Raw genomic sequence first — 22449 nt, forward strand, 5'->3', positions numbered from 1 at the left:
AGGAATTATATCCATGCTGGCCGTCAGCTCTGCGTTTGCGCAGGCAAACGGCAGTCTCGCCGGTACCGTCACTGACGCGAACGGCGCAATCATCGTGGGTGCTACGGTTTCGGCTCTCTCTGCGACCGGGGCAAAGAAAGACTACATCTCAAATTCGAAAGGCGAGTACACGATCAACAGCCTCGCACCGGGCAAATACACGGTCAAAGCGATCGCTCCGAAATTCGGCTTGTATGAAAACACCGAGGTTGTGATCACTGCCGGCGAGAAGAACGAGATGTTCATCGTTCTCACGGTTGCGGGAATCGAAGAGAATGTCGATGTTTCGGTCAATGAAGGCGTCAACAACGAGCCTGAGAACAACAAAGACGCCACCGTCCTGAAAGACAAGGATATCGAAGCCCTGCCCGACGATCCTGATGAAATGCAGGCAGCTCTGCAGGCACTTGCTGGTGCGGCGGCTGGCCCGAACGGCGGTCAGATCTACATTGATGGTTTCACCGGCGGCCAGATGCCGACCAAAGACCAGATCCGCGAGATCCGTATCAACAGCAATCCGTTTTCAGCAGAATACGATCGTATAGGCTTTGGCCGTGTTGAGATCCTCACGCGTCCTGGTTCGGATAAATTCCGCGGTTCACTGAACGGCAGCTTTAATGACGAAAGTCTGAACTCACGTAATCCGTTCGCACTAAATCGTGCTCCAACGCAGTCGCGTAACTTTGGCGGCAACTATTCCGGACCACTGAAGAAAGGTAAAGCGTCGTTCAATGTCGAGATAAACAACCGTCAGAATGACGATAGCTCGATCATTAACGCCCAGATCCTGGACGCTTCGCTGAACATTATTCCTTTCCGCCAGGACGTGACCCGTCCGACACGTCGTTTCTCGTTCAGCCCACGTATCGATTTCGCGATCAATGACAAGAACACGATGGTCGTCCGTTACAACTTTGGTAACGGAACCTCGAAGAATCAGGGAATTGGCGACACGTCGCTTCTGTCGCGTGCATATAGTTCTACGAATAAAGAGAACGAACTACGATTGACGGAGACGATGATCATCAACGCGAAAACGGTTAACGAAACGCGTTTCGAATATTCGGATAACGAAAGTAAGCAGACGGGCGATAACTCGATTCCGACGATCAACGTTTCATCGTCGTTTACCGGAGGCGGCCCGTCGATCGGCAACAGCTTTAACCGGAACAAAACTGTCGAGATCAATAATTTTACCAGCACATCATTAGGTGCTAAGAACTCATTCAAGTTTGGCGGAAAACTTCGCTATGTCGACGTTATTAACCGTTCGGAGAATAACTACGCTGGAACCTACACGTTCCCGGGCGTTTGTACGAGCGCTGCCGGATGTACGGTATCGTCGATCGAACAGTATCGCCAGAAACTCCTTGGTAATTCAAACGTGATCTATAACCCGACGCAGTTTTCGATCGCGACGGGTACCCCGGAAATATCCATAAAACAGACGGAAATTGGACTATTCGCAACTGATGACTGGAAGATCTCGCCTGCATTGCTCTTGAGTTTTGGTCTGCGTTATGAGAACCAGACGAACATCAGCAGCAAATTCAATTTTGCTCCGCGATTCGGGTTCGCATGGTCGCCGGGAGCCGGTGGTGCGAGGACGCCGAAAATGGTATTCCGCGGCGGTGCGGGTGTCTTTTATGAACGCTTCGGGCAGAACAACACGCTCCAGGCTCTTCGCAATAATGGTGTGAATCAGCTCAGCCTGCTTGTTAGTGCGAATGATACTGATCCGGCTCGCCGTGCGATCGCTCTTGCGTTGCTTGCTCAGCCGGTCTTTACGACCAGCGGCGTGACGAATTCACTTACTGCCGCACAGATCCTGGCTGTATTGCCACAGACCGCAAGTTCGATCCGTGATGTCGCGGACGATCTGCAGGCACCTTACACGATGCAGGGTGCGTTCTCTATGGAACGCAGCTTCGCGACAAACCGGTTTAATCTTGCCACGACCTTTGTCACTTCCAGGACGATCCACTCGATTCGAACCCGTAACTACAACGCACCTGTATGTGCCACGCCGACCAACTGTGTGGGTGCCGTTCGTCCTATCCCGACGAAGGGAAACATCAACGTATTTGAATCGAGCGGTGTTATTAATTCGAACCGACTAAACGTAAATTTCCGTGCAAACATCAGCGCTAAGTATTCGATCAATGTAAACTACGGACTTGGTTTCTCGAATGGCGATGATGACACGCCTGCTTACATGTACGATTTCACCGGTGAATATGGTAGGGCTCGCGGCGACGTGCGTCACAATGTCTCGATCTTCGGCAATGTTACGCTTCCATGGGGCATCAGCATGAATCCTTTCGTGACGATGCGTTCGGGCAATCCGTTCAACATTACGAGGGGAACCGATTCGAACGGTGACGGGTTCTTTACCGAACGTCCAACTTTTGGCGAGCTGCAGGCACGATGCCAGCAGTTAGCCCTGACAACGTCATTCTGCGACGTCGGCGGCAACAGCCTTACAGATATCGTGCCCCGCAACTACGGCGAAGGTCCAAAGAGCATTACGATCAATTTGAACATGCGTAAAAATTTTGGGTTCGGTAAAACTGCGGCTCAGAGAGCAGGTAATGCCGGCGGCGGTGCTCCTGGTGCAGGCGGCGGCATGTCTATCCCCGCTATGGTGATGGCAAGCGGCGGTGGCGGCGGCGGAATGCGAGGCGGCATGGGCGGCGGCGGATTCGGTGGCGGCGGCGATGCTCGCAAGCCCTACAATCTGAGCGTTGGTATCAACGTCCAGAACCTATTCAACATCGTAAACCTTAACACTCCATCCGGAAGCCTTAGCTCGAGCCGTTTTGGCCAATCCACCTCGACCGGCGGCGGATTCGGTGGTTTTGGAGGATTCGGCGGCGGCGGAGCGAGTGCGAATCGTAGGATCGAACTAAATATGCGATTTAACTGGTAAACCAAAAACCGTTTAATTTAATCAAACTAAAGAGAGTCTGAAACGTAATAGTTTCTGACTCTCTTTTTGATTTAGCACTCGATTTTTGCGAACCTCAACATTATGAAACTTACGCTAGCATCTCTTACCGCCATTGTTGTCCTTGGATCCATTTGTTATGCCCAGCCTGGAGCTACGGGCAAACCGGCGGAGAAGCCATCTGCAGCCTTGACCGCTAGTGCTGGAGCCACTGCTCCGCTCGATATTGCGAAGGCCGCTCTCGCGGCACACGGCGGCGACAAGCTAAAAAAACTCCAGAGCTTTTTCGTTAAAGGATCGGTCGATGTTAGTTTTCAAGGACAGAGCCTGCCGGGAGCTTTCTCGACAGCCTTTAGCGGCGAAAAATACTATTTTGAGATAGTCACCCCGGTCCAGCAGCTAAAGCAGGTGTTTGACGGCAAGCAAACGAGCAATTCCATCCAGGGCTTCTCACTTCCGCCGGTTACGAGCCTCGGTTTTCCATTGCTGCCGAAGATCGGTGACGCGGGCTTCGTAGTTACGGCTTTGCCGGACTCCGCCAAGAAGCGAAAAGGTTTTAGGATGACCACGCCTGAAGGATTTTTCACAGATTTTGTTGTGGATGAGAAAACCGGCCAGATAAAGGGCTACGAGGCAAAATGGATGAGCGGCCAGCAGACTATAACAACCTCGGTCGAGATCGATGAATTTATGACAGTAGACGGAATCGCCGTTCCGAAAAAATACTCGCAGCGTTTCGACCTCGGCCCGCTGACGGCTTACGCCAATTTCAAAGCGAAGGACGTTAAGGTCAACTCAACCATCGAAGACAGTGCGTTCACAATAGCGAACTAGTTTTGTACCAGGTTGTCAGACCAGGTGGGTCTGAGAAATCTGGTACTCACTTCGCGAATCTACTTGCTTTCCACCAATCGATCGTATTTCTGAGCCCTTCTTCCAGGCCAACGAGTTGTTCGTAGCCGAAACACTCCACGGCACGGCGGTTGTCTGCCTGGGAATCCTTTACATCGCCATTTCGAGCCGGTTGAAAATCCGCAACGGCATCAGTTTTGCCGGTGATCTTTTTTAATACTTCGAGTAATTCGTTGAGCGTTATCCGGTCGCCGTTCGCGGCGTTCATGGTTTCGCCGAGGCCTTTCGTGGTTTGTGCGGCTTTGATGTTCGCGTCGACGACGTTGGCAATGTAGGTGAAATCGCGTGACTGCTCGCCGTCGCCGAAGATAACAGGCGCAGTGTCGGTCATCAGAGCGTCGATGAACCGCGAGATAACGCCGGAATACATAGACGCCGGATTCTGACGCGGGCCAAATACGTTAAAGTAACGCAGCGATACCGTCTCCAGGCCGTAGACGTTGTTAAATGCCCGGCAATAGAGCTCTCCGGTCAGCTTTGCGGCGGCGTAGGGAGAAAGCGGGTCAGGCCGCATTGTTTCAACTTTTGGCAGCACCGGCTGGTCGCCATAGGCGGAACTCGAAGCCGCATAAACAAATCTCTTAACTCCGGCATCGCGTGATTTGATGAGCATATTGACCGTGCCGTTCACGCAGACACGATGGGTTTCGAGAGGATCCTCGACAGAACGCGGAACACTCGGCAGAGCTGCCTCGTGAAAAACGACCTCAACGCCCTCAATGGCTCTGGCAACTGAGGCATCGTCGTTTATGTCACCCTCGATGAACTCAAAATCACCCTTTATCTCTTCAAGATTTTCGCGAAAGCCGGTCGTGAAATTATCAATGATATTAACTCGGGCACCCTGCCGGATAAGTTCGTCGGCAAGGTTAGAGCCAATGAATCCAGCTCCGCCAGTTACGAGGACTTTTGTTGTGATTGCCATAGAAATATAGTTGTTGAGTACCAGAATACAGAGTACCAGAGTTTTTGTAGTCGCAAAGTACCGGGTTTTCAGAGTGCCGGGTTTGAAAAATAATCGAACCCCATAAAATCGCCCGTGCCGTCCGAATTCTGGTACTCAATGAACCCAGTTAACTATCGTCCGACTCCGACGTATTCAAATCCCATCTCGCGCATGTCTGAAGGTTCGTAAATGTTACGGAGATCAGCAACCTTTGGGGAAGCGAGGAGGGACTTTACCTTTTCCATGTCAAGAGCCCGAAATTGGTTCCATTCGGTGATGATCACAAGAGCATCGGCTCCTTTGATCGCATCATATTCGTCCACCGCGTATTCGATGTCCGGCAGATAGTGCTTTGCCTCGGCCATAGCGACCGGGTCAAACGCTCTGACAGCGGCACCGCGGGCCACCATTGCGTTGATAATATCGGTTGCCGGTGATTCCCGCATGTCGTCAGTTTCCGGTTTGAATGAAAGGCCGAGGACGCCGATCTTCTTTCCACTGAGATCACCAACGAGCTTTTCGATCTTCGGGATCATCGCGTCCCGCTGGCGCTCGTTAGCCTCGACCACGGCATCGACGATGCGGGTCTCGACGCCGAATTTATCGGCAACAGTGGTAAGTGCCCTGGTATCCTTTGGAAAACAGGAACCGCCATATCCCGGGCCGGGATGGAGGAATTTTCGTCCGATTCGGTTGTCCATTCCCATGCCCCGGGCGACATCGTGCACGTCGCAGCCGATGGCGTCGCAGAGGTTTGCGATCTCGTTTATGAACGTGATCTTGGTAGCGAGAAAGGCATTGGCAGCGTACTTGATAAGCTCGGCTGCCTCGAGGGAAGTGATGACGACAGGGGTCTCGATCAGATAGAGCGGTCGATAAAGCTCCTTCATGACCTCGATCGCTCGGGCCTCGTTGCTGCCAACGACGACGCGGTCGGGCCGCATGAAATCTTCGATAGCTGCTCCTTCGCGAAGGAACTCCGGATTTGATGCTACGCCGAAGTCCGTTTCAACTCGAAGATTTTCGCTGACAAAGTTCCTGAGCCATTCGCCGGTGCCGACCGGTACAGTCGATTTTGTAACGAGTACCTTATAGCCGTTTATAGCCTCGGCCACATCTTTAGCCGCCTGGCGGTAATAGCTCATATCCGGCGATCCATCAGCCTGCGGGGGCGTGCCGACCGCCAGAAACACCACGAGAGCCTGCTCAACCGCAGACTTGATGTCGGTTGTGAAATGGAGTCGGCCGGCGGCAACATTCTTTTCGACGATCTTATCGAGTCCGGGCTCGTATATCGGGATAATTCCGTTGTTTAGGTTTTCGACCTTAACCGTGTCCACATCGACGCATGTAACGTCTATACCGAATTCCGCGAAACAGGCTCCCGAGACCAATCCAACATATCCCGTGCCGATAACTGCTATATGCATATAAAAATCTATAAGACGATGAAATAAGTCACTAATACTGTCTAAATCAAAACAAAAGTATGCGGGTCACGTAAGTTCTACATGACCCGCACAAATACAAACTAGAGGTTTAGATTAACGAACCGGGCTAACTACGATACCTGGGCCACCGAAATTCGAATCGTCGCTTTTCGTACCGAAGTAGATACCCGCACCGGCAGCACCAGCCGCGAGGAGCAAGAGCCAAGGCCAGTTGCCAACTGATGGACCCGGAGCTGAATCAGGGCGGAGGCAAGGTTTGCATCCTGTCTGGACAAGGTTTCCGGCGGTTGCGGATGTGCCGGCAACGACCTGCTTGTCTGCCGAACCTTCACGCATCGTTACGATACCAGCACTGGTGTCAACGTGTGAGTGTGAACATTCCGCTTCTACAGTGAAGTTGTCAGCCTGACCCGCATCGGCGATGAACGTAGCGTTCTTCGTAGTAACGGTCGTGGCAACACCAGCTGCATTTGCAACACGAGCCTTACCATCCGTAAGAATAGCAACGATGCTTGTCTCGGTGAAGCGAAGGGTTACATTTGAATTCGCGAGGATCTCAACACGGCCGGTTTTACCAAGGCTGATCTCAGCACTAGAGTTATCACCTGTCGTGATCACGGCACCTGACATAACAGTCGAGTTCGATACAGCGGCCGATCCATTGACCATAACCTGGCCCGAGACCTTGATCTCACCCGCAAAATCCTTCGGCAGAGCGAAGGCAACCATTGAGTAAACACACCAGACCGCCACTAGGGTCGCTGATGTAACAGACTTTCGTAAAATATTCTTGCCGTGCATTTAGTTAATCTCCTCCAGAAATCAATTCTTTCAAATCTAAATAATAATACCTTATAGGGTAACAAAAAAACAACTATCTAACAGGACTGGTCGTATTGTTATCGTCGCGAGTAGCGAAAATGATAACCGCCGCGGTTGCTCCGCCTATAATAGCGGCCCAAACCCACCAATCCAATCCGCCCGGTCCCGGCTTAGCTTTCTTTGAGGAAGACCCCGAAGATGCAGAAGCGGTTTCGCCGGAGGAAAGCGTTACGACATCGCCGGTCAGCGTTTTAACGCCAACAGGCTGAGCCGAGTTAAGTACTGTCAAACTTCCCGCAGTGAGGTTGCCCTTAACCGCGTTGTCCTCAACGTTGATAACGAAGGTCGAACCAGGAGCTAATTGGATCCTTCCGGCCTTGCCCAAATTGATCAAGGCACTTGTGCCTTCAGGTGTCGAGATCGTGCTCGAAGAGAAGATAGTGCGTCCCGTGTCCGCAGGTTCGCCATTTACCGTAACCGAAGCTCCGTCAACCTTAGCACCCGTGACCATTATCTCCCCAACGGGTTTCGTCGACGCTGCCAATGTAACCAACGAACCAGAAACAATGAAAGCGAAAATAACGCCGACAGTCGCGGCTTTGAATGCTAACCGCTCAATAAATAAGGATTTCATCTTTTATTGCTCCAATTCATTCGGTCCGAGACAACAGACCAGACAAAGTTTTACACGATTTCGGCGATATGTCAATAAATTGCCCGCTAAAGCGGCGGATTCCAAGAATTTAGTCAGTCAGGAGCCTCGTTAGACTGTGGACCTAATATTTAGTCTCCATTTATAACATGTTTTTCGCGTTTTTCAAATCCGCGATAGCTAATAATCTCTTTAAATGCGGAATCAATTTGGGATTAGTCATTTAGCCGAATGCTTATCCATAGGGTCAGGCCGAACGGATCCAAAACAGAAACATCATTTCAATGATTCCGTCGTCTCGCACCTTTGCCCTGAGCCTTGTTTTCTGATTTAATTCTCGGAGTCCGCAACAAATTTTCTAATGGGAGTGAGTTTCAATGAAGTTCAAAATTCTGTTCATTCTATTTGCCATTGCTTTGATCAGCGCCTGTTCCGGTGGCCCGCCGAAGGAAAAGCGTATGAAGATCGGGTTCGCGATGGATACGCTCAAGGAAGAGCGATGGCAAAGGGATCATGACGCATTTAAGGAACATTGCGAAAAAATGAATGTCGAGTGTGTCATTACTATCGCTGACAACAAGGCTGACAAGCAGGCGAACGATGTTGACAATCTTTTAACCCAGAAGGTGGATGCCCTTGTGATCGCTCCGCACGATTCGACGCAAGCGGCCTCGATGGTTGAAAAGGCGAAGGCGCAGGGCGTTCCCGTTATCAGCTACGACCGTCTTATCAATTCGGACAAGATCGATGCATACATTTCGCATCAGGTGCCGGTCATTGGGCGAAAGATTGCGGAATACGCTTTGCAGAAAGCTCCTAAAGGTAACTATGTGATGGTTTACGGCGCGTCGACCGACAACAATGCCGTCATAATGAAGAAGGAGCAATTGGCTGTATTGCAGGGTGCGATCGACAAGAAGGACATAACGATCGTAGCCGACAACTTCATGACCGACTGGCGTCCGGATGAGGCTCTAAAAATGACGGAGAATGCGTTGACCCAGAATAACGACAACATTCAGGCGTTCGTGGTCTCAAATGACGGTATGGCCGGCGGTGTGGTATCGGCGCTTGAAAAGAAAGGGCTCGCCGGAAAGATCCTTGTAACCGGGCAAGACGCTCAGCTTGACGCTCTGCAGCGGATCGCCGAGGGCAAGCAGTCGATGACCGTTTACAAACCGATCGCTCCGCTTGCGAATGCTGCCGTTGAAGCTGCAATTAAACTCGCGAAAAAGGAAAAGCTCGACACAAAGCCTTTCATGAACGACGCACTCAAGAAAGAGATTCCGGCCATTCTGCTCGAAGTTACAACGGTCGATAAAGCGAATTTGATGGACACAGTTATCAAGGATGGCTGGGCTAAATTCGAAGACGTCTATAAAAATGTTCCCGAGGCTGATCGCCCCAAAAAAGCCGCAAACTAGACTCCTGAAATGAAAACAGTCGTACTTGCCGCCGACCTCGGCGGCACAAATTTACGCCTAGCGGCTGTCGACAGCGACGGAGAACTGCTTCATCTTGTAAAACGTCCCGTTCCCCGGGACGTGAAGCCGACGGCGCTTATTGACCAGATCCGTGAAATGGCCGATGAGTGCCGCGGTCGATTTGAGGGCGAAAGTCGCGACAAGTTGTTTTCTGGCGTTGCGTTTACAGCACCGGCACCGGTCGCCAAAGATTTCGATGGAGTGCTGACAAAGCTGCCGAACCTTCCCAGCCTGGTCGGAATGAACCTTAGATCCGAATTGGAGAAGATGTTCAATCTTCCGGTCATCGTCGAAAACGACGCGACCGCTGCCGGGATCGGCGAGCACTGGATCGGAGCTTCGCGAGGGCTTGATAACGCCATCTGCGTGACGCTTGGCACGGGGATCGGCGGCGGGATCATCGTCAACGGCGAGCCGATCCGGGGAAAGGATGGTATCGGCGGCGAGATCGGACATATCTGCGTTGAGCCCGAGGGGCATCCGTGCGGATGTGGAAGTCATGGGTGCATCGAACAATATGCTTCAGCGACGGCCATCGTTCGACTTGCACGAGATAGTGGGATGAACGTTCAGACCTCCAAAGATGTTTACGACGCGTATAAGGCCGGGGATGGCATGGCCGACGCTGTGTTTCGTTCGATGGGCCGCTATCTCGGTATAACCCTCGCCGGGCTCGCGAATGTTCTAAACCCCGAAATGCTGGTTATTTGCGGTGGAGTGACGGAAGGATGGGATGCCTTCGCCGGTCATGTCGAATCTGAGATACGACTGCGTGCTTACGCTGCTGCGGCCGACCGAGCTACGCTCGTCAAGGGGGAGCTCGGCGATAATGCAGGTATCATCGGGGCAGCTCGTTCGGCGTTTCTTGCTCTGGCCAACGATCAGATTCGCTGATGCTTTTACCGGTCGCACATTGTGTTTTCTAATGGAACTCCAACCCTAAGTTGATGTATGATGTTGTCAAAACATTCTATCAGCAGCGTTAAGGAGGGTCTTGTTAGTGAATCACCTGTCAAAAAAGCTCGGCATTCCGGCCGCCATTTTCCTTGTTCTACTTGCTGTTAGCTATTTCTCCGCCGCAGTCGAGGCGAGTGAATCCCTTTTCTCGTTCTCAGGCCTGGCTGCGTCAGTACCAACACAATCCGGCTCGATCAATATCACCGTCCGCGACAGCGTAACCGGGAAGCGAGTGGCCGCGAAGATGCGGACGATCTCAAGCGACGGTGCCGAATCTCGAACTGATGCGGACGAAATTGGAAAAGGAAGCGTTTCGGCCTTAGGTCGGACCGACATTGAAATCCACGCCGATGGATACTCTCCGATCAAAACATACTTTATTGTTAACGGAAGTGCCTTAAATGTAACAGTTTATCTCGATCCGACCCTGATCCCGACCGAGATGCGTGATGAATCGATCGCGGGAGCTCTCCGCGAAGGGACGACGCTGATCCACGGCCATATTTATGACGAAAATGGTAAGCCGGTCACTGACGCACGCGTGACTTTCGAAGCTTTGCGGGAATCTGCAAGATCGGATAGTTCCGGTTACTTTCGGCTTTTTGTTCCGACGTTGCCAGTCGATCCCGTCGGGGATCTTCCCGGTTCGGCAGATCTGATCGTTGAGACGGAAGGGAAGGTCATTTATCGTCGCCCAAACACGATGATCCCGGAAGGAGCGGTTCACCTTATTATCGACACAAACAGCGATGGAGCGTTTGCAGATGGTACCCACAAGCTTCGCCTAAGCGCCGACGAACTTAAAAATACGCAAAATTACGAACCGCCGACTTTTGAGGGATCATCCGCTCCGGCTCAGCCGAGTTTAGTTACGGTTCCTGCAAGCATTCGTGTGGGATCGAATTGCCCGAGCGGGCGCACGTCGTGCACCGTTTTCACGGTTTACACGCTCGACGCGTACGTTCGCTTCGGTCTAGATGACGAATGGATCTCGTCGTGGAATGCGAACTCTTTGAAGGCTGGGGCGATAGCATTTCGGAGTTATGGTGCATATCATGTGAATCATCCGATCAACGCGGCAAATTACGATATTTGCAATACGACGTCGTGCCAGGTGTGCGATCCGGCGGATTCGGCGACAAGCACAAATAATGCCACCAACCAAACTACCGGCTCGATCGTAGTGAATTCGACGTCGACCGACGTTCTTTTCTCGGAGTATTCCGCCGAAAACAACCTCGGCGGTTGTCCTGACGGTTTTACCGGAAATAACGGAACCTGGCCGTGCTTAAGCGATCCGGTTGATGCAGGACAGGCATTTTTTGGACACGGAAGAGGTATGTGCCAATGGGGATCTCAACGTTGGTCAATAAATCAGGGTAAGGATTTTGTCTGGATCGTCAACCACTACTACAACGCCAACGGCAATCCGAGCGGCCTAAGAAATGGAATATTCCAGATGGGCCCTGACACGATCCCGCCGCCCCCTAACCTCACGGAACCCGGTAATCAAACCGCTCCCGGAACTGTTGTTTCGACGCTCACGCCGACTTTTCAATGGGAACCTATGGACGGAGCGGACGGCTATTCGCTCTATGTGAGTAAGTTCAATGGATCGACCTACGATATCGTCTACAATTCGGAAACTGCCTTAACACAGCCGATCACGGGCACCAAGTTTACGCTGCCGGCCGGAATCTTGGTCGCTGACGGGCAATACCGCTGGAATATGAGTTCGCATATTGGGGTTGGGTATGGGACGGCAAATACGTTTCGCAACTACTTTACCGTCAACCCGAACGCAGCCGTAACTATCTCGGGCCGCGTGGCGTCGCCAGGCGGCACGGCCATTCGCAATGCGATTGTAGCCCTTACCGACCCGCAGGGGATCAGGCGGACGGCGACCACAAGTTCGTTCGGAATATATTCATTTTCCGGGGTTAATGTCGGACTCACGCATTCCGTTTCGGTCGCAAATAAACGCTACCGGTTTACGCCGCAGGTCATACAGATAAACGGCAGCCTGACAAATGTTGATTTCACGGGGCTTGAGCAGGCCTAGTTAACAGCTGCAAAACAAAGGAACGGGGCCGGAAATATCCGGGCCCCGTTTTTACTTATTCGTAGGTTTCGGATCATTCTAGTCCGATCATATCCACATCGTTGAGATTGGACAGTACTACTATTGGGCGGGCGGCAAAACGATATCTCCGCGATGAGACGCTGATCGTGTAGGTCTCGCCGCCGCGGACGTTTGCAAAGACGTAAGCACCGAATGAACTGCTGGTTGTCATCTGCCTGACACCTCGCGAATCTGTGATCGAAACAACTGCATTTCTAAGTCCCTGACCATTCGGCGTGAGGACTCTTCCTGAGACCATAAATGTCGGCCCGTAGGCCAAATAGAAGTCGCCTGGAAGATCAACGCGTGAGCAAACTTGCCGCGTCGCAAAAAGAGGTGCTGGAGCATCCGGAAAAAGGATGGTTCGGTCGATCAACTGTGAGCCTTCACGGTGAAGTATTCTCAAACGGGCAAAATCCTCGGGGTCGTCAATGCCAAATGCGACGATGCAAACCGTGTGCGATCCACCGAAAATTGCACTCGTCATCACGTTAAAATGTAATCCTTCATTTGCCAATGTATAGCCGTTTGGCGGGAAGCCCGCTGACGATCCCGGGATCTGCGTGAAAGTCGTGTTGCCGGTCTGGAAAACGGTTCCAAACGTAATATTCGCTCTGCTGTCTGGAGCCTGAACAAACACATTCGTTCCCGGAGGTGTATTTGGCGTCGGACTTGGAGTTGGCGTCGGTGTCGGCGTCGGATTTGGAGTCGGGGTTGGAGTCGGATTTGGGGTCGGCGTCGGAGTTGGATTCGGCGTCGGGGTTGGAGTTGGATTTGGGGTCGGCGTCGGAGTTGGATTCGGCGTAGGCGTTGGGGTTGGATTTGGCGTAGGCGTTGGGGTTGGATTTGGGGTCGGCGTCGGAGTTGGATTCGGCGTCGGGGTTGGGGTTGGATTCGGCGTCGGCGTCGGAGTTGGATTCGGCGTCGGGGTTGGGGTTGGATTTGGGGTCGGCGTCGGAGTTGGGGTTGGATTTGGGGTCGGCGTCGGGGTTGACGTTGGGGTTGGCGTTGGTGTCGGGCCGCCTGTGCCGATCGTTACGGTTCCAGACTGATATGTCGTTGTCAGCAATGCTCCCGAAGCACTCGAGACGCTCTGAAATGTTGGAGTACTGCCAAAGCTCACGGTCGAGCCGCCTGACGGAGCACCTGCCGCCACGTTGAAGCGGATCGTCATCATCTGCCGCGTCCCGGCTGCATATGTATTTGTTGAGTCGATCAGTATTCCAAGACGTCCGCTGCCGACCTGATTCTGGTTCGTCCCAAGAGCCGATCCGGCAGGAACACCGTTTCCGATGGTTGCGAGCGGGCTGGACAACTTTGTCGGATCAAAATTCACAGTAAAACTCGCTGACGATTCATTGCCCTGAGAGTCGATCTGGATCTCGACGATGACCTGCTGACCCTGCTGGGTACTGACATTCACGCACCTGATCACTCGTCCGCCCTGGGCATTAACGGTCCAAGCTCCAAAACTTGCCGCTCCAATCGCAAGGATGAGAGTTAAGGCTAGTAGTGACCGACTACTCGACGCGAAAAACGATATAACGGAATTTCTCATGGTTCTCCGATCCTCTTGTGGAAGGTTCTTTAAGGGTGTAAGTTCCGGAAATGGAACAGCGTCTTTGGAGTATTTTAGTTAAGGGTTACCCGCGGACAAAAAACAGAATGTTAAACGCAGTCAAAAAATGACCAACCGACACTAGCGTAACGCTTGGATCCAAGGGATGTCAATGTTTTTCTCATTTCGGTCCGCCGTGACGCTATCAGTCAAAATCCCCTGAATAGATACACATATTCGGTTCGAGCCAGGTGCCCCTGTTTTTGGCCTTGCAAAATGGGTGAAGTTTCTATAGACTTCTCGTTTGCTACGAAGCGCGGATTACGTGTCGAGTGGGTTTCGCGACCCACTTTTTATTTTGCTCGGGTGACGATGGATAAGGTTTCGATAACTCAGTACGTTAGCGGGGTTGCCAAAAAGGTTGCCGATGCGAATGCTGTCGAGCTTGTTAACGTCGAAACTGCGGGCACTAAAAAGGATCTGGTTGTCAGGATCTTCATTGACAAAGAAGGCGGGGTAACGCTGGAAGATTGCACGATCGTATCGCGCGGGATCGAGGAATTTCTTGATAGCGAAGATGTGATCCCGACACGGTACGTTTTAGAAGTATCGTCGCCGGGAATCGAACGGGAACTTTATTCGCTGGCGGATTTCGTCAAGTTTACGGGACAACTCGTAAAGGTAAAGTTAAAGACGGAGATCGACGGGCAAAAGACCTTCATTGGCGAGATCGCCGGTGTCGAAGGCGAGAAGATAACTATCGGTGACCGCACGAAGGGAAATGTGAGCTTTGATTACCCTGAGGTCACGAAGGCAAATTTGAAGATCGATCTCTCTAAAGAGTTTGGCCATAAGTAAATGGCCTCGATATATATTTATGTATAAACGGTTGAGCGTGAGTAAGTTATGACATCATCCATCGGACAAAGTATAGAGATACTGTGCAACGAGCAGGGTCTGGATCGCGATATGATCATCGAGGCCATGAAGGACGCTGTTCGTGCGGCAGCCCGCAAGCAGTTCAAGGACAAAACGGGTGATAGCGTCGTTGTGGAATGGAACAACGAGGAAGGTGCGATCGAGATCTCGGCTCAGAAGACGGTAGTCGAGGTTGTTGAAGATCCGCTTGCCGAACTTTCGCTTGAGGAAGCGGTCGAACTTGCCGGCGACGAGATCGAGATCGGCGACATGCTGCTCTTGCCGCTTCCGACTGAGGAATTGGGCCGTATCGCTGCTCAGACCGCAAAACAGATATTGGTTCAAAAGGTCCGCGAAGCGATCCGCGAAAAGGTTTACGACGAATATATCGACCGCAAGGGTGAGTTGATCAACGGTTCGGTCAAGCGCTTCGAACGCGGCGACATGATCGTCGATCTGGGAAATAATCTCGAAGCTATCGTTCCACGTCGCGAGCAGTCACGCGGCGAAATGTGGAATCAGGGCGAACGTATCCGCGTTGTCATTGTTGATGTTTCGAAGGAACAGAAAGGCCAGCAGATCATTTGTTCGCGAGCTTCGTCGGAATTGCTCAAGCGTTTGTTTGAGATGGAAGTACCTGAAATTTACGACGAGACGGTTGTGATCAAATCGGCAGTTCGCGAACCTGGCGACCGCGCAAAGATCGCTGTTACTTCTAATGAAAAAGACGTCGATCCGGTTGGAGCCTGCGTTGGTATGAAGGGGTCGCGTGTTCAGGCGATCATCAAAGAACTTCGCGGAGAGAAGATCGACATTATCGAATGGTCCGATGAGCCCTCGGTGTTTGCGGCGAATGCATTGTCGCCGGCAAAGGTTTCGCAGGTTCGCATTACCAATATCGAAAGCCGCTTGATGGAAGTTATCGTCGGCGAAGATCAGCTGAGCCTCGCTATCGGTAAGAAAGGACAGAACGTCCGTCTTGCAACGCGATTGGTTGGCTGGGAGATAAAGATCGTTAGTGAAGAGCTGCTGAAGAAAGAGATCGCTCAGAAAATGGGCAAAATGATGGCTTCGGGCCAGGCAGTTCCGATCACGGCCCTGGAAGGTGTTACGACATCTCAGGCAGAAACTTTGGCATCGAAGGGTATCGCGGACGTCGAGGCGCTAGCCGCGGCATCGGTTGATGATCTGGTCGATTATCTCGATATCAGTCTCGATGCCGCTGAAGCGATCAAGGCGGCTGCAAATTCGATCGTCAGTGCCAAAAACGCTGCGATCGGCGGTGGAGAAGAGGGTGAAGCTGCTGAGGAAACTGCTGAAACTGAAGCGGTGGCAGGCGGCGATGAACAGGCAGAAGTGGAAGAAGCAGCAGCCGATGAGACGGATACGGAAGCCGTCGCGGAAGAAACGGAAACTGCTTCGGATGAAACCGAGAAATAGATCGGACGCGGATTAGGGTGAAACTTAAATTATGAATTAAGACCACACACAAAACGCGTCGAGACGTTGAGATTAAATTGAATATGGCGATTGGAAAGAGCATTAGAATCTACGATCTTGCACGCGAAGTGAAACAGGACACGAAGCGCGTCATGGAAGATCTGCGACGTGAGGGCGCGGACGTGAGCGTCGCGTCAAATTCCGTTCCGTTTGAGATCGCCGAAAAGGTCCGAAGCAAGTATTTCCCCAAAACAGAGACCGCGCCTAAGCGAGCGATCAAGGTCATCAAGGCCGCCGCAAAGCCTGTTGAGGCTCCGGTTGAAATGGCTGAAACCGAGGCTCAGGCCGAGGCAACGCCAGTTGAGACTCCGCGAGAAGTACCTGCGGTTGAGGCTGCTCCTGCCAAAGCGGAACCGGTAACGGCTCCGACCGCACCTCCGTCGGTCAAGAAACTCTCTAAAAAGATCGTCGCGGAACCTGAACCGGAGGTTGAGGTTCCCGCAGGTGTTGAGGAAGCCCCGGCTCCCCCAACAACGGTAGTCCGCCGGGTCGTTAAGCCCAAAGCTGTGGAGCCAGCGATCGAAACCTCGGTCAGCGAGGAATCTACGGAGTCGGTGGATACTGCCCCGGAGGCCGAAGAAGCTCCGGCGGTAGTTGAAGCACCGGCAGAACCAGTCGCCGGCCCAAGCGGAACGACCGTAAAGAGGCTGACCCTCAGCCCTGATGCTCTTAAGAAGGGAATCAAACCTGGCGATCGGCTTGTAAGCACTGCACCGACCAAGACCGGCAGCCTGGTTACGCCGGCTCGCGGTCCTGACGGTCGTCCGATCCAGTTCCGCGGAACGCCCGGAGAGAATGCAGCCCCGCAGATGACGTATACGCCGCCAGCGGACAACCGGCGCCGTCCGGGTCGCGGTGGTGGTCGCAAAAACGACAAAACAGGTAGGTTTGCCGAGCGTGATGTCGATGCTCCGCAGAAGCGGTCGATCGAAGAACGCGTGATGGATCAGGTCGGTGCGGTCGAGGGCGGAAATCTGCGATCCGTTCGTTTGACCGAAGGAGCTACAATTCGCGAGTTTGCAGAGGCACTTGGAATTACTCCCCGCGACATCGTGCAGCTTCTTATCAAAAAAGGTGTATTTGCGACCCTGAATCAGCCCATCGGTGAGAAGATGGCGAAAGAACTGGCTCTCGGATTCGGATTCGATGTCAGCTTCGTTCCATTTGAAGAAATGGTCATCGAACAGGAATTCGAAGAACTGATCGCAGCCGATGCTGACGATACCGAATTTACGCGGGCTCCGGTCATTACCGTCATGGGCCACGTCGATCACGGTAAGACATCACTCCTCGACGCGATCCGCTCGGCCAATGTAGCTGAGGGCGAAGCCGGCGGCATCACACAGCACATTGGTGCCTACAGCGTAATGGTCCCGAATTCGGATAATCCGGACGTACCCCGTCGCGTTGTGTTCCTTGATACTCCGGGCCACGAAGCATTTACCATGATGCGTGCCCGCGGTGCCAAGGCAACCGACATAGTAATTCTCGTTGTTGCGGCGGACGATGGCGTCATGCCGCAGACTATCGAAGCTGTTGAACATTCGAAAGCCGCCGGAGTTCCGATCATCGTTGCTATCAATAAGATCGACAAACCCGGTGCGAATGTCGATAACGTTAAGAACGGTTTGGCCGGACTTGGCCTGCAGCCGACAGAATGGGGCGGCGAAACGGAAATGGTCGAGGTTTCTGCTAAGCAGCGGAAGAACCTTGATACGTTACTTGAGACGGTTCTGCTCCAGGCAGATATTCTTGATCTCAAGGCCAGTCCGACGCGTCGTGCGTCCGGCGTTGTTCTTGAAGCCAAATTGGATAAAGGACGCGGTGCGGTTGCTACCGCGCTTGTTCAGCAGGGAACCCTGCGAGTTGGCGATCCGTTCATTGTCGGCCAATTTTCAGGTAAGATCCGTGCGATGTTCTCAGATCGAGGTACTGCGGTGACTGAGGCTGAACCCTCTACACCGGTCGAGATCCTTGGCTTGCAGGGCGTACCGCAGGCGGGTGATACCTTCCAGGTAGTTGCCGACGTAGAGCGAGCTCAGGACATTGCCCAGCAGCGTCAGATGCACGCTCGCCAGGCAGCAATGCTCAAGACGACCAAACGCGGCATCGAATCGCTCGGCATGGCCGAGATCAAGGAACTCCTTGTCATTCTCAAGGCCGACGTGCAAGGTTCGGTCGAGGTGCTTAAGGGAACGCTCGAAAAACTTTCGACTGAAAAGGTCAAGGTTCGCGTTATTCGTGCGGGAGTTGGTGCGATCGCGGAATCCGACGTACTGCTGGCTTCGGCTACGCAGGCTGACGATGCTTCGACGGCGGTCGTGATCGTTGGATTTAACGTTCGCCCTGAGGCTCGCGTTGCTGACATCGCCAAGAAAGAAGACGTCGATATCCGGCTTCACTCCATCATTTACAAGGTTGAAGAGGAGATCACCGCGGCCATGATCGGCATGCTCGATGCGATCGAGAAAGAGACGATCCTGGGCAAGGCTCTCGTACTCGAAACGTTCAAGGTTTCGAAGATCGGTACAATTGCCGGTTGCCGTGTCACGGAAGGCCTTATTCGCCGTCAGGCAAAGGCACGACTTATCCGCGACGGCGTGGTCATGTGGGATGGCGATATTGCCGCACTCAAACGATTCAAAGACGACACGAACGAGGTCAAGCAGGGCTTTGAGTGTGGTATTAGCCTCGTTAATTTCAACGATATTAAGATCGACGACGAGATCGAGGCATTTGTGATCGAGAAGATAGCGGCGACGGAGTTGTAATAGAGTGATGCGTCGGCCTGAGCGCCTCGGCGAGGCGTTAAAAATTGAGATCGCAGAGGTCGTTGGCTTTGAGCTCAACGATCCCCGGCTTGAAATGGTGACCGTGACTGACGTTGAGGTTTCACCAGATCTTCGGGATGCGAAGGTCTATGCTTTGATCCGCGGAAGCGAAGAAGAGATAGAAAAAGCTTTGAAATCGTTGCGAAACGCGGCGACCTTTGTTCGTCAGCAGGTTGCGATGAACCTTGACCTCAGGCATGCCCCGCACGTTCATTTTGTACGTGACACTGCGGAAGAAAATGCCTCGAGAGTCAGTGAGATCCTGGAAGATCTCACTAGAAAAGGGGAAATAAAGAAGGATGAGAGTGAAGGTGAGAGTTAAAAGTTAGGAGTTAAGGTTAAAAGTGAAGAAACGATCTTATTACTTTTAGCCTCATACTTTTAACTTTTAACTTTTAACTTTTCGCTTCTAACGAAGTGCTAAGTCAAGTAGTTGAGTTAATTGAAAATAAGAACGTATTCGCGATCACGACACACATCAAACCGGATGGTGACGGCGTGGGGTCGTCTCTCGGATTATGTTGGTTACTCCGGTCTCTGGGAAAGGAGGCCGAGGTTATTGTGCACGGCGAAGTGCCGCCGGCCTACCGCAGCCTACCTGGAGCGGATGAGATTCGCGATGTAAGGTACGTCAACGGAAAATATGATGCTGTTTTCGTGATCGAATGCAGCGACCTTAGCCGTCCGGGTATTGACGGCCTTGAAAGCCAATTCACTGTCAACATTGATCACCACGCGACCAGTGAGCATTTTGGCACAATAAACTGGATTGATTCCACGGCTTCGGCCGTGGGAGAAATGATCTACAATCTCTGCAAAGCGATCGGCGGCCGCATCACAAAAGAGATCGCTGAATGTGTTTACATGGCTCTCGTGACCGATACCGGCTCATTTCACTTTCCAAATACATCCGACCGCACATTAAAAGTAGCCTCCGAACTTATCAAGGCCGGTGCTAAGCCTGAGAAGATAGGTGAGGCCGTTTACAATAATTACCCATGGTCGCGTATCGAACTTATGCGACAGGTGCTGGCTACCGTCAAACGTAACGAGACTGGCCAGGTCGCATGCATGCGGCAGACATTGGAAATGCAGAAGCAAGCCGGAGCTATCGACGGTGATAACAACGGATTTGTGAATATTCCCCTAGCTGCCCGTGATGTCAAAGCTGTCGTCTATATGCGGGAGGTCGGGCCAAATAGGTTCAGAGCGAGCCTCCGTTCTAAAGGTGATATTAATGTCGCCCGAATTGCCGAACGCTTCGGCGGCGGCGGCCATAAGAATGCTTCCGGTTTAAGCATCGAAGGTGACTGGGACGAAAAGGAACGCGAGATAGTGGCGGCACTTGCCGCTGCGGTTGAGAAGGCCGGATCGTGATATTAGCCGCACATCTGTTCCCACGCAGCGACCCCGGTCCAGTTTAAGATCCAAGATATGGCAGAAAAGCGCTATAAATGGCGACGCAACGATTACCGCGAAAACACGAAAGGGCTGCTCATGCTCAATACCGGTGACGGTAAGGGCAAAACGACAGCTGCGATCGGTGTAATGGTGCGTGCCGCTGGACGTGAAATGGAATGCTGTATGATCCAATTCATGAAGTCGCGAAGCGACCGCTACGGTGAACACGAGTCATTTGAAAAACTAGGTATCGAGGTCCATACAATGGGCGACGGCTTTACCTGGGATACTAACGACAAATCACAGGACATTAAAACATCTGAGGAAACCTGGGCACTGTGTGTTCAGAAGATGCGTGACGGGGATTACGATCTGCTAGTTTTCGATGAGCTGCTATACGTTCTGAGCTACGGTTTCTTGGATATTGACGCAATTCTTGATGAGATTCGCAGCGTCCGGCTGGAAAAACCGCATCTTCACATTATTTTAACAGGCCGAAATGTCGACAACGCTCTCGAAAAAGTCATCGCGGCGGCCGATCTCGTTACAGAAATGAAAGAGATCAAGCATCCCTTCCACGCCGGGATATTTGCTCAGCAGGGAATCGAGTTTTAGTCCTTAACTTATGAAACAGGCGGTCGAGAAACGAAGCCCGTCGGGGTTGGTAGATTATTTTGCACTCGCGTTCACGACCTGGGGAGTTGGTTATCTTCCGGTTGCTCCGGGAACATTCGGGTCGATGGTCGCTGTTGCCTTTTACGTCGGACTCGAACGGTCACTCAAGTTCTTAGAGCAATCCGTTTTTCACTTATCAGGCCATACGGCTTCTTCCGATGCGTGGACGCATTCCGGAATCGCAGTTTCGCTGGCTGTCTTTGTTCTCATCGGTATCTGGGCGTCGGGACGCTCGATCCCGCTTCTCGGAAATCTTGATCCCTCGCAAGCGGTTGTTGATGAATTGATGGGGCAGTTTATAACCTTTCTTTTCGTTCCATTCGGCCTTGCGTGGCCTCTGATCCTGGCCGGCTTTCTCCTCTTTAGGCTTTTTGATATTTGGAAGCCATATCCTATAGATGATCTGCAGATCCTGCCGGGCGGCATTGGCGTCTGTGCAGATGACATTGTTGCCGGCGTTTACGCCGGGATTTGTCTTGCGATTATTCACGCTGTTACGCTCATCGTATGAAGTTCCACGTTCTGCCCGGCGATTCGCTGGTTGAAGAATTTAAAAAGACCGGTATTGATGGCGAAGTCATCGTTTTTCGTGACGCGTTGATCGTCGGACCGGTCGAGGCGAAAACACCTGATGAATTCTGGGACGAACGGGCACGATTTATTCTTACCGAATACGCTGAAGACGAGATCGTTTTCCACGAACGCGTTGCCGATGAGCTAGAGAAATTAGCTGAGATAGCGGAGGATGACCAGGTAAATCTCTGGTTCGAGTATGAATTGTTTTGCGGTGTGAACATGTGGTTTTGTCTCGCAAAACTAGCCGATTCAGGAGCAAATATTTACAGGGTCGAACCAGCGGTTCTGAGTGAAGACGACCGTTGGTCAGGTTTTGGCAGCCTTGGGGCCGACGAACTGCAGAGATGCTTCGATGCGAGGCAGTTATTCACGAGCGGAGACATTAAACTCGGGGCCGAGCTTTGGAACGCGTTTAGCCGTCGCGACTTTGATCGATTGCGGGAGCTTTTGAATTCGGACTCAACCCGTTTCCCATATCTTGCCGAAGTCGTCGAGGCTGCAGTCGATATAGATACTAGGCCGCATGAGATCCTAACCGAAATTCGATCAGAGGGAATCTCTGATCTTAACGCGATCTTTCCGGAATTTACGAAACGTGCTGGAGTTTATGGCTTTGGCGATCTTCAGGTTCAGCGTTTACTGGAAAAGAGCTTCTAGA

18 protein-coding genes are annotated in these 22449 nt (G+C 52.2%); 13 read left to right on the forward strand and 5 right to left on the reverse strand.

All coding sequences use genetic code 11. The annotated features are described in order from the left end of the window. Nucleotides 1–13 precede the first annotated feature (13 nt). Nucleotides 14–2968 carry a TonB-dependent receptor gene (locus IPG22_18200; GenBank protein ID MBK6590216.1) on the forward strand — a complete coding sequence of 985 codons (2955 nt, stop codon included), beginning with the start codon at nt 14–16 and terminating at the stop codon, nt 2966–2968. 102 nt (nt 2969–3070) lie between these two features. Beyond that, nucleotides 3071–3820, forward strand: coding sequence for a hypothetical protein (locus IPG22_18205; protein ID MBK6590217.1), 750 nt, complete (start codon nt 3071–3073; stop codon nt 3818–3820). Nucleotides 3821–3866: 46 nt separating this feature from the next. On the opposite strand, the gene IPG22_18210 is transcribed toward IPG22_18205, so the two are convergent. The 4 genes from IPG22_18210 to IPG22_18225 form a co-directional block, all read right to left on the reverse strand. Then, the gene (locus IPG22_18210; GenBank protein MBK6590218.1) at nt 3867–4823 is read right to left on the reverse strand and encodes an SDR family oxidoreductase; all 957 of its coding nucleotides are present in this window, start codon (nt 4821–4823) and stop codon (nt 3867–3869) included. Between the two features lie 152 nt (nt 4824–4975). Further along, nucleotides 4976–6274: a UDP-glucose/GDP-mannose dehydrogenase family protein gene (locus IPG22_18215; GenBank protein MBK6590219.1), complete on the reverse strand. Its 1299-nt coding sequence runs from the start codon at nt 6272–6274 to the stop codon at nt 4976–4978. Between the two features lie 114 nt (nt 6275–6388). After that, complete coding sequence (locus IPG22_18220) at nt 6389–7096, reverse strand: hypothetical protein (GenBank protein ID MBK6590220.1); 708 nt, start codon at nt 7094–7096, stop codon at nt 6389–6391. Between the two features lie 73 nt (nt 7097–7169). Beyond that, on the reverse strand, nt 7170–7751 hold the full coding sequence (locus tag IPG22_18225) for a hypothetical protein (protein MBK6590221.1): 582 nt from the start codon (nt 7749–7751) through the stop codon (nt 7170–7172). A 395-nt stretch (nt 7752–8146) separates the two neighbouring features. Here IPG22_18225 and IPG22_18230 point away from each other — a divergent pair, with 395 nt between their 5' ends. The 3 genes from IPG22_18230 to IPG22_18240 all read left to right on the forward strand — a co-directional run bounded on the left by IPG22_18230 (nt 8147) and on the right by IPG22_18240 (nt 12272). Continuing rightward, entirely contained in the window at nt 8147–9193 is a 1047-nt protein-coding gene (locus IPG22_18230; GenBank protein ID MBK6590222.1) for a substrate-binding domain-containing protein, read from the forward strand. Between the two features lie 9 nt (nt 9194–9202). Next, nucleotides 9203–10147, forward strand: coding sequence for an ROK family protein (locus IPG22_18235; GenBank protein ID MBK6590223.1), 945 nt, complete (start codon nt 9203–9205; stop codon nt 10145–10147). Nucleotides 10148–10253: 106 nt separating this feature from the next. After that, the gene (locus tag IPG22_18240) at nt 10254–12272 is read left to right on the forward strand and encodes a hypothetical protein (protein ID MBK6590224.1); all 2019 of its coding nucleotides are present in this window, start codon (nt 10254–10256) and stop codon (nt 12270–12272) included. Between the two features lie 73 nt (nt 12273–12345). On the opposite strand, the gene IPG22_18245 is transcribed toward IPG22_18240, so the two are convergent. Continuing rightward, a complete protein-coding gene (locus IPG22_18245; protein ID MBK6590225.1) occupies nt 12346–13890 on the reverse strand; it encodes a carboxypeptidase regulatory-like domain-containing protein in 1545 nt (514 codons plus the stop codon). Between the two features lie 372 nt (nt 13891–14262). Between IPG22_18245 and IPG22_18250 the strand changes: the two genes are divergently transcribed. The 8 genes from IPG22_18250 (at nt 14263) to IPG22_18285 (ending at nt 22448) form a co-directional block, all read left to right on the forward strand. Next, a complete protein-coding gene (locus IPG22_18250; protein MBK6590226.1) occupies nt 14263–14748 on the forward strand; it encodes a ribosome maturation factor RimP in 486 nt (161 codons plus the stop codon). Nucleotides 14749–14796: 48 nt separating this feature from the next. Further along, a complete protein-coding gene (gene nusA / locus IPG22_18255; GenBank protein ID MBK6590227.1) occupies nt 14797–16248 on the forward strand; it encodes a transcription termination/antitermination protein NusA in 1452 nt (483 codons plus the stop codon). A gap of 83 nt (nt 16249–16331) precedes the next feature. Then, nucleotides 16332–19079 (forward strand): translation initiation factor IF-2, encoded by a 2748-nt coding sequence (infB, locus tag IPG22_18260; protein MBK6590228.1) that lies wholly within the window; start codon nt 16332–16334, stop codon nt 19077–19079. Between the two features lie 7 nt (nt 19080–19086). Continuing rightward, on the forward strand, nt 19087–19461 hold the full coding sequence (gene rbfA, locus IPG22_18265) for a 30S ribosome-binding factor RbfA (GenBank protein ID MBK6590229.1): 375 nt from the start codon (nt 19087–19089) through the stop codon (nt 19459–19461). 95 nt (nt 19462–19556) lie between these two features. Then, a complete protein-coding gene (locus IPG22_18270) occupies nt 19557–20516 on the forward strand; it encodes a bifunctional oligoribonuclease/PAP phosphatase NrnA (protein MBK6590230.1) in 960 nt (319 codons plus the stop codon). A 57-nt stretch (nt 20517–20573) separates the two neighbouring features. Then, entirely contained in the window at nt 20574–21155 is a 582-nt protein-coding gene (locus IPG22_18275; GenBank protein ID MBK6590231.1) for a cob(I)yrinic acid a,c-diamide adenosyltransferase, read from the forward strand. 10 nt (nt 21156–21165) lie between these two features. Beyond that, on the forward strand, nt 21166–21726 hold the full coding sequence (locus tag IPG22_18280) for a phosphatidylglycerophosphatase A (GenBank protein MBK6590232.1): 561 nt from the start codon (nt 21166–21168) through the stop codon (nt 21724–21726). After that, entirely contained in the window at nt 21723–22448 is a 726-nt protein-coding gene (locus IPG22_18285) for a DUF1835 domain-containing protein (GenBank protein MBK6590233.1), read from the forward strand. Before IPG22_18280 ends, IPG22_18285 begins: the two co-directional genes overlap by 4 nt. The last annotated feature ends 1 nt before the right edge of the window (nt 22449 follow it).

It is taken from the genome of Acidobacteriota bacterium, from assembly GCA_016703965.1.
Taxonomy (GTDB): Bacteria; Acidobacteriota; Blastocatellia; order Pyrinomonadales; family Pyrinomonadaceae; genus OLB17.